This is a genomic window from Marinomonas pollencensis (genome assembly GCF_003387375.1).
GTDB classification, from domain to species: domain Bacteria; phylum Pseudomonadota; class Gammaproteobacteria; order Pseudomonadales; family Marinomonadaceae; genus Marinomonas; species Marinomonas pollencensis.
In genome coordinates this window covers 25,505-40,458 of record NZ_QUNG01000020.1, presented here as the reverse complement: position 1 = coordinate 40,458, position 14,954 = coordinate 25,505, and the positions used below count along the sequence as shown (strand labels likewise).

The window sequence follows — 14,954 nt, the reverse complement described above, 5'->3', positions numbered from 1 at the left end:
ACGCCCTTGCGATTCGGATTCTCTTCCCCTCAGTCGGGGTAAGACAGGTTTCTTTCAACCTGACGGGTTTGCCAGCTTCGCTGGGCAAACAAAAAAGCCCGCTAGATAGCGGGCTTTAGAGTGTTTATTGCTGTTCAGTGCAAGGGCTTACCTAGCGCTGAATTATTCCCACTCTATCGTCAATGAGGGCCGCAAGCCCTTTAACTACGGCTGTTTGGGGCTTGGCTCTGTAGTAGTACCATTATTAGTACCATGTTCAGCGCTTTGTTTCGCCTTTTCTTCCCGGCGACGCTTCAACTCAGCACGTGCCCAAGCAGAGGACTCAGCCATGTCACGACGGAGCTCCTTACGCTCTTCATCTGTTAATTGATACACAAGCATTCATCACTTCCCACTCGTTGTCTCCTCTCAAAGCACCTTTCATCCTGGCTGAAGGAACCAATGAGGTAAATCTACCCTTCACATTAATAGTAAGCGTAGTTAAACAAAAACATAGTATCTTTATGCTTAGCAATGCAAGTAGCACTATTTTTACTCGCAAGTAAAACAAGGAAAGGAGAGAAAAGTGACGCCTATAGAGCAAATTCAAGCATGGATTCAAGACAAACCAAACTGGTGGAAGCATAGCATCAAGCTTGCTCTCGATCACGGAGAGTTAGAACAGAAAGACTTAGCAGATATCTATAAAATGGCTCGAATTGAGCATAAATTAGAAAGCGTAACAGGAATTACTCCCCCCTATACTGATCAACAAATAGATTTCACCGGGCATACAAGTGAGCAAGAGGAAGTGAAATTGCTCTCTTTGTCTAATGTCACCGGGGTTGGTTCACTCATTGCGGACCAAACGCTTAATTTATCCCAAGAAGGTCTATTCATTGTGTATGGCGATAATGGAGCGGGAAAGTCCAGTTATTCCAGTATAATGAAGCATGCATGTCTTACTCGTGGAACATTTCCCCAAATATTAGGGAATGTATTCGAGCCGAGCCCTCACTCTTTACCTAGTGCCACTCTTAGCTTACTTGTTAATGGCAGAAACGAGCAGCACCACTGGACTTCAAACTCTTCAAGTATCCAATCTTTAAAAGCTATCAGAGTTTTCGATACCGAATCTTCTCACCATTACGTTAACAAAGAAGATGTTTTAGGATTCAAGCCATCAGGTTTGAATTTATTAACGGAATTAACAAAGACCATTTCGTATGTAAGAGATGCGGTCGATAAGGATTTAAAATCTGGCCAGGGGCTCGTTCAGATACGACCGTTACAATCAGGCACTTATGTATCACAATTTCTCGCAAATATATCATCAAACACGAAAGAAGATGATGTACACGCTCTCAAAGCAACGGCGGAAGAGCTTGCATATATAGAGCCTTTACGACAAGAAATAGCAAAAGATAAGCTTCAGACCCCCGAAAGTTTAAGAACAAACCTGAATCAACAGCTGCTTACCGTAGAACCGCTTCAACGGTTTATGCTCAATACCCTCAGATATTTGGGAGATAAGGCTTTTGATAGGCTAAAAGAGCTACAGAAGGACTACATTACAAAACAAAGGGCTGCCGACCAAATAATGCAAGCCACCCTGAAAGGCTTACCTTTAGAATCCGTAACAGGCATAAACTGGCAAAATCTGTGGCGTGCGGCGAGAACATTCATAGAAAGTGAACCAAACTCCAACCACTTTCCACCCATCGAGGGTGACTATTGCCCTCTTTGTCTTCAAGAGATATCAGAAAGCAGCGGCGAAAGACTAGGCTTATTGAACAAGTTCTTAGCTGATAATGCTGCTAAGGATGCAGCAGCTGCTTATAACGACTTTAATAATGCGCTAAGAATGATTTCATCACAGACACTTAGCTTAGAAGATTACAAAGCCGGGCTAGAAGATGCTAATAAACTGAAGCCAGGTATCAAAGACAGAATTACATCCCTGTTTGAAGAGCTCAAAGTACGACAGAAGTTGTTTACAACATCCTTAGAATTACCCGACATTCAATCGAGCTTAGATGTATCCTCAACTACCGACATAGCCGCACTGATTCAACACTTAAACGAGCAAATAGCACAAGTTAAGACGAACCAGGACCTAACTAACCTTATCAATAAAAAAGAGGCTCTCTTACAGGAGTTCATAGACAAAAAGTACATTCTTGAAAATAGCGACCCAATACTTCAAAACATTCGCCAGTATAGAATTGTAGATAAGTTGAGTGAGATAAAAAGAGAATGCAACACCCGTAGAGTTTCAGACCTTTCCTCTACAATCTATCAGCAAGGTGTTATAGAACCGATTACTGAGGCATTTAGCAACGAACTAAAACAGTTCGGATTCACTAGGTTCTCTGTAAATGTACAGACAAGGAACTCTGGTGGTCATCAGCAATTTAAACTATCAATAGCAAATTCTGGTGAGCCAATCGTTGCTAAGGTCGCGAGTGAGGGCGAACAGAGATGCATTGCTATAGCTGCATTCTTAGCTGAGATGAAAGCAGATAAACGTCTTTCTGCCATTGTATTTGATGATCCAGTAAACTCTTTAAGTCATCAGTGGAGTAGCAAAGTAGCCGCAAGACTCGTCAAAGAGTCTCTTTCGAGGCAGGTAATAGTATTCACTCATGACATTGTATTCTTCAAGCTTTTACTCGAACAGGCCGAGATTCATAATGCATTGCATTCAAGTCTCACGTTAGAGCGATCAAGGCAATATTCAGGAATAGTAAGGGATAGTGCCCCATGGGAAGCACTTACTACCTCCAAACGGATAAAGCGCTTAAATACAAAGTTGAGAGACTTAAGGAAGACTTATCTCGAAGATACTGAAACAGTATTTCGCCAAGAAACTCAGGGATTCTATGGCTTATTAAGAGAGGCATGGGAGCGTCTAGTGGAAGAGAAACTACTAAATAAGGTAGTCAATAGGTTTGAGCGCGGAGTTTATACGCAACGCCTGTCACGCCTTGTTGATATATCCGCTGCAGATATTTCAGTAGTTGATAATGCGATGAGTAAGTGTAGTACTTATTTTACAGGCCACGACAGTGCTCCTGCTATGGGGACCCCATACCCAACAATTGAGGAAATCGAGTCTGATTTAAAAGCTATTCAAGACTTTCTCGACGAGTTACAACAGAATCGAAAAAGAACCTAGAAGACATAAACTAATGTCTATTAAATAAGTTAAAGCCCACTGATAAGCGGGCTTTAACTATCTATATAACTGTATATTTTTAAAGGATTTTGCAATAAAAATCCTGGCCTAGTTATATATAGCCTGTTCAAAGAACTCTCGATCGAAATCATTCATAGACTCTACCGAGATGTTTTCTTTAAGAATTGAATTACATATTTCTCGCGGACTAGAATTGTTGCTCTGCAAGTTATGGGCAGTTCCCCACCAAGTGGATTTCCTTCCTGCTTTCCTCTCCATAATATCATGCTCGTTGGCAACCTGATTAGCCAATACACCACAATCTAGGTCATACTTTTTAGATACTTGAATGACAGAATTTTTCAGCCAAGCGATATTCCCTTTAGCATTTGCAAAGCATTCTTGTACGTATTCCTCAGCGTCTAGGCCCAAAAGAACTTTTGAAGCAAATACGTTTGCCTCCAGTTCTTCAGCATCTAACCGTCTTTCATCACTAGTTTCACTGAGCTCGATCAAAGAGAACTCTGACAAGCTAGGCTTTTGCGTAGCATGATAAAACTCATGTAATAGATCGAAGGACCAACGAGAGGAGTGTGAAGTCTTTTGCTTAACGACTATTACATTTCGACTTTCAATTCTCCATGTAGCACCATGGAACGCGCCAGAGTCATTCAACCCTAATACAATAACGCCCTTACTGTATACATAGGATAAAAGAGATTCAAAGCTAAGATCACCATACTTCTCTTGCACCTCTTGTCTAACAACATAAGGATCATCCGAAAGTTTAAGTTTTGGTTTATCAAAATATTTAGCAGCTAATCTTGCAACAGTATAGGCATACTGAGTATACGCACTTGCATATTGTTGATTAGCACTTGCAGGCATTTTAAACCTAGCGACTAAAGCCCCATCACGTCCCATCGATAGTGACTCATCTCCTAATAGCTGCTCTTTGCTCCATCCAAAGATAGCTTTAACCTTCTCACAGACACGATCAACCCAAGTATCACAATCAAAATTGATTATATCTCTTGGAGCAATACGCTTTTCAATAAAGGCTTTATCTAGGCCCGCATCGGATAATTTACTAATTAAAAGGTTTTGCGTTCTTGACGCCTTTGGTAAAAAAACATCCTCAGTAACCTTTAAATCCAAAGCATTAATCACTGATAGCAAGGTCGAAAAGCTCGCAGAAGAATATTCTAAGTTTTCATAGCGCTGTATTTGTTGCTCTTTCATCCCAAGCTTATCTGCTAAGTCTTTTTGCGTTAGACCTAGATAGATTCTTGACCGAATAAGGGCTTTTGGTAAGTCGGCGATGTTATCGACATCAAAAACAGCAAACTCACCAGAAAGAAGCTGTTCGTACTCTTCAATATCACGCACCAAATCATCTCTTTGAAATATAAGAGCATTTTTTTGAGCCTGCATTAACAGAGGATGAATATCGCTACTGCCTTCACCGATTTCTTGGATAGCAGCATCAAAATCTCTAACTTTACTCCGCGTAAGAGCTAGTTGTTTTGAGTTCTTAATCATTGCTTACCTCCAATTTTAATTGCCACAATCCCTTTCTTTTCACCTGTATTCTTATCTTCTTGAAAAAAATTAAGGAAGGTCTTTCCGCTTCGACCTTCGGGGATTTCTGCAGGAAAAACATCGCCTCTATATCTAAGCTCAATCTCGTCTCGGTCTTTATCCGATGAGAGTAGTAAACAGGGATCAAGCTTACTGGGATCAACACCTGCAATACTCCAAGCCATATCGTAGTCGCCAGGAAACTCCTTCTCCGTCACGAAACTACCGTCGACATAAATGAGAGTGCATCCTGCAGCTTCTAAGTTTTTAATTAACAAGCTAAGCCCGTCTAGTAGCCACGCTCTTTTAGCGTTATAGCCGAATCGGCCGAAGAGCTCCTGAGCGGAACAGTAATGAATGCCTGCTGGCAGATTACCATTATCATTAAAATCCGGAATCATAACCCAACTTTATTGTTGTGTAATAAAAGTTTAGCTCTTTTACCTAAGTAAGCAACCTAAGTCAATAGGTTTACCTGTTGTCATATGTAACCAACTCAACGGTTCCTCCCCACAAAACTCGCTATCTCTTCGTTCCGTTCCCTTTGCTTCTCTTGGGCGTAGTCAACGTAATCCTCTACATCAAACGTGTGTTTCTCAGGGTCGCGTTCTTGCCTGTCGGCGTGGGCCTGGCGAGCTTCTTCTTGGTCTGATTCAGATAGCTCACTAAAACCACCGCTTTGGTTTATCCAGCCTTCTTGGCCGCCGAAAGATGGCGATAGTCCATCGCTGGAGCCTTCCTCTTCTTGGTCTCCCATCGAATCACTGCCTGTGTCCATGCTTTCGCGGATAGATGAGGCCAAACGGCCACCGGCGGTTTGGCTGACTTTGTTCTGGAAACCACCCATTGCTTTAGAACCCATACCTCTGGCAAGTGCTGATGCGGTACCGGCAGCCACTCGGCCCGCGTTGGCCGCACTAGCCACAAAGCCACTTGATGTATGAGCCTGCTCGCTGGAAGTGGTTTCGCTGTTACTCTCAGGCACAGATTCTTCACCAGGAGCGTGATACTCGCCGCCAGAGAAGCCAGCGGCTTGAGCAAAAGGCGTTTCACCTGTATCAGAAAAGAATTCATCTTGATATGATGTTTGATGGGGTTGAGCCTTTATGGGTCGTAATTTGGAATTTGGTGTCCTAGACTGAAATGTATATTTAGTAACGAGCATTTCTAGGAGCTCACTATGGTATGAAGCAATGAATTACAGGCAGCTCGCAAAAATTTTTACCAGCTCAAATATCTCAAAGGTCGCTGCAGGTGACCTTGAGCTAGTGCAAAGGATCACCAGTGAGTTCCCTTCGTTGAAAGCTGCACAGACTCTTCATGATATATTCGAAGAGTCCTATAAATTGCTATGTAAGCATTATCCGAATGAATATGTGGTAAAGAATATAATTGCTAACAATATATTGTTGGGGACTCACTCACTTAACACTGCAAGCATGTTAAGTGAGTTACGAATCGGCTCAAGCAAAGCTGATTGTGTAATCATCAATGGCCATTCAACCTGTTATGAAATAAAAACAAAATTTGATTCTTTAAAACGGCTTCCAGAGCAGCTTCTCTCTTATACCTCATCATTTGATAAAACATACGTAGTGACTCACGAGACACACCTTGCCAAGTTACTCGAAATACATGAGTCTATGCCTAAGTTTGGGATATTAATTTTAAACGAAAGAAAGCAGCTAAGCCGAAAAATTGAAGCCCCTTTAAACACAAATTTTGATACCGATTTAATGTTCCACACACTGCGAAAAGAAGAATATACTGAGATTGCAAAACTTATTATTGGCTATATACCATCATGCTCTCCAACAGACCTATTCAGCCAGTGTAAGGAAATATTCTGCAACGCCAATAATGCGGATGCAAACGAGTATTTTAAAAAGGTTCTTAAGCGTTATAGGAAAAATGATCATAACTTCGTGAGTCGGCTACCAAGATCAATGAAAAACCTTGGAATTAGTTATAATATTCACACAAAAGAAAAGGACTCTATCTTATTTTATTTATCGCGTTTAAATAATTTGAACAAGGAGATGTGTAATGTACTTCCCATACATGAGGGGCAAACAGTATGAGCTTCTGGCCCTAAAAGAAGTCGCTCTTAGACTTAACCCTAAAAAAGTTCGTCCGATCATTGAGCCTGTAACCGATGATATTAAGAGACTATGCTCTGCTGTTGAGGTATTAAATAACCATTCAGTAACCCCCCACATCATAGTCAACCCTCAAGTAGGGGATCTTGCAAGCGATTCTCCTGATTCGTTGTATACTGAAATTTCAAATAATTACTCTGTATCCTTCATCCCGTGTATTAGGATAAGCAACCAGAACCTAGCGCACACCCAACAACTTCTGCAGCAGCTGGCATCAGATGAAATATCTTTTTCGTTACTAATAGAAGAAGACATACCATCAAACATAAATAGTTACACATCAAGATCAGTAGCAAATATAATTCGGGGTATTACTAGCTACTCTCATTCTTTCAGTAATTCCCTTCCAAATAGCGTCATTATTGAAAGTTCATTTCCATCAAAAAAGCGTAACGCAGACTATAGTAGAACCCCGCAATTCTTCTCAGATGCTCATTTGACTTTTAAGCAGCCTTTGATTCAGCACCAAATTGGCTTTGGAGACTTCTTAACAATTGATAATGTTTGGTCAACATCTGGTGGGCCAGCTTTTGTTATTGCTATCCATATCACATTCATAGATAACTCAAATAAAAACATGTATGTGAAACATAGCTTGTCAATTAAAAATCCTAATGACCAGAGTGACCCTGCAGGTAAATTTAAAGAAGCACTGCAGGAAATGATTGACTTCGCAAATGCAAAGCCAAGCATTGATCAAAACACTTTAGGTTTTCAAGAGTACATAAATATACATCAAAACCGAAGCTACCCAGGACTAGCTGTGCCTAAGAAGTTAAGTATGATGCACCATATTGAAACAATCGCTAATTTTCTTTAGCTAGACTTAATCATAGGGAGCATCTTAAATGGGTGCCTCCTATGAATTTTACCAAGTCTTTGGAAGCACAACTCAGCCATGACAGGCCCATCTACGCTCAATCGCAAAAGAAACACATCACTAAGAGCAAAAAAATGTTAATTTTTTGCAAAAATTAAACATAAGTGATAGATTCAGCCTTAGTAAACACCTAAATTTAGGAATCCAAGGTATGTTAGTAGACTTTTCAGTTCAAAATTTCACCTCATTTAATCAGATGCAAGAGTTCAGTATGGTTGCATCTACATCTACTAAAGAGCGTGTAGAACTAGATAACACCTATGAGATCAATCAGTTTGGAATAAAAGAGATACTCAAAAGTGCCGCAATCTTTGGAGCAAATGGTTCCGGGAAATCCAACGTAGTCATGGCAATTGGTGCACTAAAATCACTTTTGGTTAGGTCACTTGACACAAATAGTGACGAGACAACATCGAATATTATCCCATTTTTACTTAAAAAGGATTTTTTTGACTTCCCAAGTGAATTTGAGGTCAGCTTTCTTGCTGAAGGAAACCTATACAGGTATGGAATTTCCATTGAAAATGACAGCATAGATGAAGAATGGCTGTACTGGACAAAGTCGTCTCGAGAAACACTATTATTTCATAGAAAAAAACAAACCTTAGAATTCAATAATCGCTCTTTCTCAGAAGCCAAAATCTTCACAAGAAAAGAAGGTGATGAGATAGTAATTGAGAAGACAAAAACCTCTGTCCCATTTGTTTCAGTTCTAGCTAAATTTGATGGTGAAAAGTCAAACATTGTATTTAACTGGTTCAAAAAGGTTAATACAATATCAGGACTAAGAGAATTTGGCTTTAGAGACTTCACAACCAACCTCTTTGAGAAAGACGAATCATTTAGAGCTTGGGCCTTAGATATCCTCAAATCATTTCAAATTGACTCAATAAATATTGTTGAGTTTGATAAAGAATTCCCCATAAATAAAAAAAACAAAAGCATTAAGAATGAAGAGTTACTAGATGTTGTTAGCAAACTAGAAGGCTTTTTAGAAAAAAACAAAATAAAAGAAAAGCGTATCGAAGTAGTTAAAAAAGGGGGTAACGGAGAGATGTACTCAATACCCTTATCTATGGAGTCAGAAGGAACTCAGAAGCTAATATATCTTCTCGGCCCAATTTATGACGTCATGGCAAATGATAAAATCCTCATAATCGATGAGTTCGACAACAAATTCCATACTTTACTTTGCAAGTTCATTATAGATTTATACAACAAGAAAAGTTTCGGATCTAGCCAAATAATATTAACTTGTCACGACACAAACCTATTAACTAAAGAGTTATTTAGAAGAGATCAAATCTGGTTTGTCGAAAAAAATGAACGACATGAATCTGAACTTTATTCACTAGTTGAATATAAAGAGCACTATGCCAGAAAAGGAAACAGCTACAGTAAAGACTACCTTCAGGGTAAATATGGGGCGATTCCTCTATTCAAAGATATCTCCGAGTTAGGAGAAAAGCTCAATGGCTAAAGATAGAAGCAAAAAATCTCCTCGAAACCGTAGAGAAGAGACAAGGGATGAGCGGAAAGTAATAGCAGCTAGAGAGCTACTAACATTTAGCTTCAAAGACCTAGATCAAACTCAACCTAAAGGGAAATGCGAAACCCTTGATCTTTGGCATAATAAGTCTTTACTCACTATATTACTGCGAAGATTAAATGAGTTATCCAAACTCACCCGTTCAGAAGCTTGCACACAACAACAAATCAAGCTTTACTCGTCTGGATTCCCTGAGAAGTCAGATTTTTTTGTCCCATCTTATGTAGATGCAAACGTTGCATGGGGTGTAATTGAAGGTATGGGGGGACTTCCCAGGGTAGCAGGATATCTATCTGAGAATACATTTTATATTGTTTTTCTAGACAGCCTACATAGATTTTCTATATCTGAAAAAAAACATACCTGACAAGGATATTTATTCGGACTTGATAACTATCTAACCCACTCATCAATCATATCCGCCCAATCCTGCAACATAGCCGCGCGCTGCTCGCGGTACTCGGCTTTGTTGTAAATGGCTCTAACACCTTTCTGTTCGTGAGCTAGGCATTTCTCAATCCAGTCACTGTTATAATAGCCCGCTTCATGGAGCAAGGTGCTTGCTGTGCGGCGTAGGTCGTGTGGGCCGAACTTTTCCATCGGTATGCCATCTTTCTGGGCAGCCTGGAAGGTGTATTTCAGCACCAGGTTAATCGTGGCGTTACTCATGGGTTGGTCGGTGTCGTAGTGAGACGGTAAAACATATTCTGAGCCGCCAGCAAAGGTCTTCAACGCTATACCCAGGTCAAACCGTGCTTGAAGCTGCTAGACAGTGCCAAATTATTTGGCCGTTAGACACAAAAAAGCCCGCTAGATAGCGGGCTTTAGAGTGTCTATTGCTGTTCAGTGCAAGGGCTTACCTAGCGCTGAATTATTCCCACTCGATGGTAGCCGGTGGTTTAGACGATACATCGTAAGTCACGCGTGAGATGTGTTCGATCTCATTGATGATACGACCAGATACCGTTTCCAACAATTCGTATGGAAGGTGAGCCCAACGCGCTGTCATGAAGTCGATGGTTTCAACCGCACGAAGTGCTACCACGTATTCATAACGACGGCCGTCGCCTACCACACCAACGGATTTCACTGGCAAGAAGACAGCAAAAGCCTGGCTGGTTTTTTCGTACCAACCTGAGCGACGCAATTCTTCGATGAAGATAGCGTCCGCACGACGAAGAATGTCGGCGTAGTCTTTTTTCACTTCACCCAAGATACGCACACCAAGACCTGGCCCTGGGAACGGGTGGCGGTAAACCATGTCGTGTGGCAAACCAAGTGCAACACCTAGCTTACGCACTTCGTCTTTAAACAATTCACGTAGCGGCTCAACCAGTTGCATCTTCATGTCTTCTGGCAAGCCACCCACGTTGTGGTGAGACTTGATGACATGCGCTTTACCCGTTTTAGACGCTGCAGACTCGATAACGTCTGGGTAAATAGTACCTTGCGCCAAGAACTCAATGTCGTTCAGCTTAGAAGACTCTTCATCGAAAATTTCAATAAAGGTGTTACCAATGATTTTACGCTTCTTCTCAGGATCAGCTTCGCCCGCTAGACGGCCCAAGAAAAGGTCTTCAGCATCAACACGGATGACTTTAACGCCCATGTTGTCTGCGAACATCTTCATCACTTGATCGCCTTCGTGTAAACGAAGCAAGCCGTTGTCTACGAATACACACGTCAATTGATCGCCGATGGCTTTGTGCAATAGCGCCGCCACAACAGAAGAATCCACACCGCCAGATAGCGCGAGTAGAACTTGTTTGTCGCCCACTTGCTCACGCATTCTTTCGATCGCGTCTGTCGCAATGTTGGCAGGTGTCCATAAAGTATCACAGCCACAAATATCAACGATAAAGCGAGAAAGGATCTTGCCGCCTTGTAGTGTGTGAGTGACTTCTGGGTGGAATTGAACACCGTAGAATTTTTTCGCTTCGTTAGCCATTGCTGCGATTGGGCAGCTGTCAGTCGACGCCATCAAAACGAAGTCTTGAGGCATTTCGACTACTTTGTCACCGTGGCTCATCCAAACATCCAACATAGCAACACCATTGTTTGCTTCGTGGTCTTGAATGCCTTCGAATAACGCAGGGCCGTCATGTTTGCGGATTTGCGCATAGCCGAATTCGCGAATTTCAGAACCTTGAACTTTACCGCCCAACTGTTCCGCCATGGTTTGCATGCCGTAACAAATACCAAACACTGGCACACCCAAGGTGAACACAGCTTCAGGAACGCGTGGCGAACCAGGCTCAGGCACAGATTCAGGGCCACCCGCAAGGATGATACCTTTAGGATCGAAGTCGATAACTTCTTGATCTTCCATATCAAAAGCACGGACTTCACAGTAAACACCGATCTCACGCACGCGGCGCGCAATCAATTGCGTGTACTGTGAACCAAAATCAAGAATAAGTATTTTATGAGCGTGGATATCTTGCGACATTGTTAGCCTGTCCTTTCACCCTAATTCAATAAGACGTTCTCTTTTGACACTAGAGTAATGAATAATAGTAAGAGCAATCAAATAAAGATGGGGCGTAATATACGCCCCATCTCGCTGACAATTTATCCGCGATTAACCCGCGTGATAATTTGGCGCTTCTTTGGTGATTGTCACGTCATGAACGTGGCTTTCACGCATACCAGCACCAGTGATTTTTGAGAACTGTGTTTTCGTACGCATAGTCTCAATATCGGCAGAGCCAGTGTAACCCATAGAAGAACGTACGCCGCCCATCAACTGATGGATAACAGACGCCATTGGTCCTTTAGAAGCAACACGACCTTCGATGCCTTCTGGAACCAACTTCTCAACACTGCTTGACTCTTGAAAGTAACGGTCACTAGAACCTTGAGTTTGAGACATCGCACCAAGCGAGCCCATACCGCGGTAAGCTTTGTAAGAACGACCTTGGAACAATACAACTTCGCCTGGCGCTTCATCAGTACCGGCCAATAAGCCACCTACCATGATAACGCTCGCGCCTGCTGCAATGGCTTTACTGATATCACCAGAGAAACGAACACCACCATCAGCAATAACAGGAATGCCGCGTGGGTTCATCGCTTCTGCCACGTTCGCAACCGCACTGATTTGTGGAACACCCACACCAGCAACGATACGAGTCGTACAGATAGAGCCTGGGCCGATACCTACTTTAACGCCGTCTGCACCCGCATCAGCCAATGCAATCGCCGCTTCTGCTGTTGCAATGTTGCCGCCGATAACTTGGATGTGAGGAAAGTTTTCTTTTACCCAACGAACGCGATCGATTACGCCTTTTGAATGACCGTGGGCAGTATCAACAACGATAACATCAACGCCAGCATCAGATAATGCTTTAACGCGATCGCCAGTGTCCGCACCAGTACCAACTGCGGCACCAACACGTAGACGGCCTTCTGCATCTTTACATGCATTCGGGTAAGTCGTTGCTTTATTGAAGTCGGTAACCGTTACCATGCCGCGTAGTTCGAACTGATCGTTAACGATCAATACTTTTTCGATGCGGTTTTCATGAAGTAACTTACGGATAGAGCCAGCAGATGCGCCTTCAAGTGCCGTTACTAGACGCTCTTTTGGCGTCATAATATCAGCAACACTCTTATCGAAATCTTTAACGAAACGAACATCACGGCTTGTAACAATACCGACTAGATCCGTACCTTGAACAACAGGTACGCTAGAAATATTGTTTTCAGCAGTCAAAGCCATTAGCTCATGAACGCTGGCTTCAGGATTGATCGTAACAAGGTCTCGAACGATACCGCTTTCAAATTTCTTAACACGACGCACTTCTTGCGCTTGCTCTTCGATGGTCAAGTTTTTGTGGACAATGCCTATGCCCCCTTCTTGAGCCAAAGCAATTGCCATGCGGTGTTCGGTAACGGTATCCATCGCAGAAGAGGTAAGCGGAATATTCAGCTCGATGTCTTTTGTGATTTTCGTTTTAAGGCTAACATCCTTAGGAAGAACTTCGGAATAGCCGGGGATGAGCAAAACGTCATCAAACGTTAAAGCTTCTTGCACGATTCGTAACATAATGGGGAGTTTCCAATGCCAACAAGGGGAGTTAAGATGGCAAGTAATTCTACTCCAATAGTCGCATTCGGTAAATCAAAACCACGAGAGATTGATGAAAAAATTTACAACTAGCCCTGCACAAGAAACCGCATTTACCGTCTCGCAACTAAACCGACAAATTCAACAACTTCTCGAAGCCAGCTTACCTTGGATATTAGTCGAAGGTGAAATCTCCAATTTAGCCAAACCTGGCTCGGGTCATTGGTACTTTTCGCTTAAAGACGACCGAGCACAAATCCGTTGCGCTATGTTTAAAAGCAAGAACAGTGCTGTGCGCTTCCAGCCCAAAGATGGCGATAAAGTACGCCTACGAGCTCGCGTGACTTTTTATGGCCCACGGGGTGATTGTCAACTCAGCGTAGAAGGCATGGAGTCTGCCGGCGAAGGCGCCTTACAACAAGCCTTTGAGCGATTAAAAAACTCGTTACAAGCAGAAGGGCTATTCTCTCCTGAGCACAAAAAGGCACTGCCCGTTCAACCTGAGCGCGTCGCCATCATTACCTCACCGGTGGGCGCCGCTGTACGCGATATGATTATTGCTTTTCGTCGTCGTTTCCCTCTGACAGAGTTAACTATCCTGCCCTCACTGGTACAAGGCCAAGACGCGGCGAAGAACATTTTAAAGCAGCTCAACCGAGCCGATGACAGCGGTTATTTTGATGCCATTATTCTCGGTCGTGGCGGTGGTTCATTAGAAGACTTATGGAGCTTTAATGACGAAGCGCTAGCACGCAGGATTTTTCAGGCCACAACACCCATTGTTTCTGCCGTTGGCCATGAGACGGACTTTACCATTGCCGACTTTGTCGCCGATGTTCGCGCAGCCACCCCAACGGCCGCTGCTGAACTATTAAGCCCTGACAAGGCTCAGCTGATTCGCCAAATAACCCAGCAAGAAAGCCAGCTCACTCGACGTATGTCGCGCATTTTGGAACAAAGCCAGCAACAGCTGGACTTCATGATCAAGCGTATTCGTCACCCTAAAGAGCGTATCGATCAACAGCAGAATCAATTGGATCAACTCAAGCGCCGCTTGCAACAGAGCCTTGAACGGACAATCCAACAACACAAAGTCAAAACGCAAAACCTTGAGCACAGATTGCAAAAGAGCACACCCGCGCGACGCATAGAGCAAAACAAAGAAAAGTTACGCGATATAGACGCGCGCTTAGCATTGGCATTAAACAACACCCTAACCAGCAAACAAACCAGCTTTGCTCGCCTCATCGACAAGCTCAACCTGGTCAGCCCACTCAATACCTTGTCGCGTGGCTACGCTATTGCCTCTAAAGACAAACAAGTCATTCGTTCGGTCAACGAGATAGAAAAAGGCGACTCTATTAAGGTTCGAGTGCAAGACGGGGAAATCGACTGTACCGTGGCGGGGACGAAAGCCATCGGCTAATGTGGCTTCTCTTTTTAGGCGCTTATCTAGGCACTTATTTAGGCGCCTAAACAGAACCAACAGGTACGCTCCACGCGCAGGCGCGAAGAGTCGCTTTACCTGTTGGTTTCTTTAAATTATAAGCCAGAAGCCC

At 42.9% G+C, this 14,954-nt stretch carries 13 protein-coding genes; 6 read left to right on the top strand and 7 right to left on the bottom strand.

Annotated features, from left to right (window positions below; translation table 11 throughout):
- Nucleotides 1-204: 204 nt before the first annotated feature.
- Entirely contained in the window at nt 205-381 is a 177-nt protein-coding gene (locus tag DFP81_RS18275) for a hypothetical protein (protein ID WP_181903131.1), read from the bottom strand.
- Nucleotides 382-565: 184 nt separating this feature from the next.
- Here DFP81_RS18275 and DFP81_RS17550 point away from each other — a divergent pair, with 184 nt between their 5' ends.
- Nucleotides 566-3,157: an AAA family ATPase gene (locus DFP81_RS17550; RefSeq protein WP_115899188.1), complete on the top strand. Its 2,592-nt coding sequence runs from the start codon at nt 566-568 to the stop codon at nt 3,155-3,157.
- A 108-nt stretch (nt 3,158-3,265) separates the two neighbouring features.
- Here DFP81_RS17550 and DFP81_RS17545 read toward each other — a convergent pair whose 3' ends face one another.
- The 3 genes from DFP81_RS17545 to DFP81_RS18395 all read right to left on the bottom strand — a co-directional run bounded on the left by DFP81_RS17545 (nt 3,266) and on the right by DFP81_RS18395 (nt 5,903).
- Nucleotides 3,266-4,699 (bottom strand): helix-turn-helix transcriptional regulator, encoded by a 1,434-nt coding sequence (locus DFP81_RS17545; RefSeq protein ID WP_115899187.1) that lies wholly within the window; start codon nt 4,697-4,699, stop codon nt 3,266-3,268.
- Nucleotides 4,696-5,139, bottom strand: a complete 444-nt coding sequence (locus DFP81_RS17540; RefSeq protein ID WP_115899186.1) for a DUF6932 family protein — start codon at nt 5,137-5,139, stop codon at nt 4,696-4,698. Before DFP81_RS17540 ends, DFP81_RS17545 begins: the two co-directional genes overlap by 4 nt.
- 95 nt (nt 5,140-5,234) lie before the next feature.
- Complete coding sequence (locus DFP81_RS18395) at nt 5,235-5,903, bottom strand: hypothetical protein (protein WP_220343035.1); 669 nt, start codon at nt 5,901-5,903, stop codon at nt 5,235-5,237.
- Nucleotides 5,904-5,931: 28 nt separating this feature from the next.
- On the opposite strand from DFP81_RS18395, the gene DFP81_RS17530 reads away from it, so the two are divergent.
- From DFP81_RS17530 to DFP81_RS17515, 4 genes are all read left to right on the top strand, one after another.
- Complete coding sequence (locus DFP81_RS17530) at nt 5,932-6,819, top strand: sce7726 family protein (protein ID WP_147299462.1); 888 nt, start codon at nt 5,932-5,934, stop codon at nt 6,817-6,819.
- A complete protein-coding gene (locus DFP81_RS17525) occupies nt 6,785-7,717 on the top strand; it encodes a sce7725 family protein (RefSeq protein WP_115899185.1) in 933 nt (310 codons plus the stop codon). The genes DFP81_RS17530 and DFP81_RS17525 overlap by 35 nt, the downstream gene beginning before the upstream one ends.
- A 211-nt stretch (nt 7,718-7,928) precedes the next feature.
- Nucleotides 7,929-9,257: an AAA family ATPase gene (locus DFP81_RS17520; protein ID WP_115899184.1), complete on the top strand. Its 1,329-nt coding sequence runs from the start codon at nt 7,929-7,931 to the stop codon at nt 9,255-9,257.
- On the top strand, nt 9,250-9,693 hold the full coding sequence (locus tag DFP81_RS17515; protein WP_115899183.1) for a hypothetical protein: 444 nt from the start codon (nt 9,250-9,252) through the stop codon (nt 9,691-9,693). Before DFP81_RS17520 ends, DFP81_RS17515 begins: the two co-directional genes overlap by 8 nt.
- 26 nt (nt 9,694-9,719) lie before the next feature.
- Here DFP81_RS17515 and DFP81_RS17510 read toward each other — a convergent pair whose 3' ends face one another.
- The 3 genes from DFP81_RS17510 to guaB form a co-directional block, all read right to left on the bottom strand.
- Nucleotides 9,720-10,058 (bottom strand): tyrosine-type recombinase/integrase, encoded by a 339-nt coding sequence (locus DFP81_RS17510; RefSeq protein ID WP_425453676.1) that lies wholly within the window; start codon nt 10,056-10,058, stop codon nt 9,720-9,722.
- 139 nt (nt 10,059-10,197) lie between these two features.
- On the bottom strand, nt 10,198-11,775 hold the full coding sequence (guaA, locus tag DFP81_RS17505) for a glutamine-hydrolyzing GMP synthase (protein WP_115899182.1): 1,578 nt from the start codon (nt 11,773-11,775) through the stop codon (nt 10,198-10,200).
- Between the two features lie 132 nt (nt 11,776-11,907).
- The gene (gene guaB / locus DFP81_RS17500) at nt 11,908-13,374 is read right to left on the bottom strand and encodes an IMP dehydrogenase (protein ID WP_115899181.1); all 1,467 of its coding nucleotides are present in this window, start codon (nt 13,372-13,374) and stop codon (nt 11,908-11,910) included.
- Nucleotides 13,375-13,468: 94 nt separating this feature from the next.
- On the opposite strand from guaB, the gene xseA reads away from it, so the two are divergent.
- Complete coding sequence (gene xseA, locus DFP81_RS17495) at nt 13,469-14,821, top strand: exodeoxyribonuclease VII large subunit (protein ID WP_115899180.1); 1,353 nt, start codon at nt 13,469-13,471, stop codon at nt 14,819-14,821.
- Nucleotides 14,822-14,954 lie beyond the last annotated feature (133 nt).

Coding starts and splice junctions, on each gene's coding strand:
- DFP81_RS17525 (WP_115899185.1), top strand. CDS start 6,785: ATGTACTTCCCATACATGAGGGGCAAACAGTATGAGCTTCTGGCCCTA.
- DFP81_RS17530 (WP_147299462.1), top strand. CDS start 5,932: ATGAATTACAGGCAGCTCGCAAAAATTTTTACCAGCTCAAATATCTCA.
- DFP81_RS17545 (WP_115899187.1), bottom strand. CDS start 4,699: ATGATTAAGAACTCAAAACAACTAGCTCTTACGCGGAGTAAAGTTAGA.
- guaB (WP_115899181.1), bottom strand. CDS start 13,374: ATGTTACGAATCGTGCAAGAAGCTTTAACGTTTGATGACGTTTTGCTC.
- DFP81_RS18275 (WP_181903131.1), bottom strand. CDS start 381: ATGCTTGTGTATCAATTAACAGATGAAGAGCGTAAGGAGCTCCGTCGT.
- DFP81_RS17515 (WP_115899183.1), top strand. CDS start 9,250: ATGGCTAAAGATAGAAGCAAAAAATCTCCTCGAAACCGTAGAGAAGAG.
- DFP81_RS17540 (WP_115899186.1), bottom strand. CDS start 5,139: ATGATTCCGGATTTTAATGATAATGGTAATCTGCCAGCAGGCATTCAT.
- xseA (WP_115899180.1), top strand. CDS start 13,469: ATGAAAAAATTTACAACTAGCCCTGCACAAGAAACCGCATTTACCGTC.
- DFP81_RS17520 (WP_115899184.1), top strand. CDS start 7,929: ATGTTAGTAGACTTTTCAGTTCAAAATTTCACCTCATTTAATCAGATG.
- guaA (WP_115899182.1), bottom strand. CDS start 11,775: ATGTCGCAAGATATCCACGCTCATAAAATACTTATTCTTGATTTTGGT.
- DFP81_RS18395 (WP_220343035.1), bottom strand. CDS start 5,903: ATGCTCGTTACTAAATATACATTTCAGTCTAGGACACCAAATTCCAAA.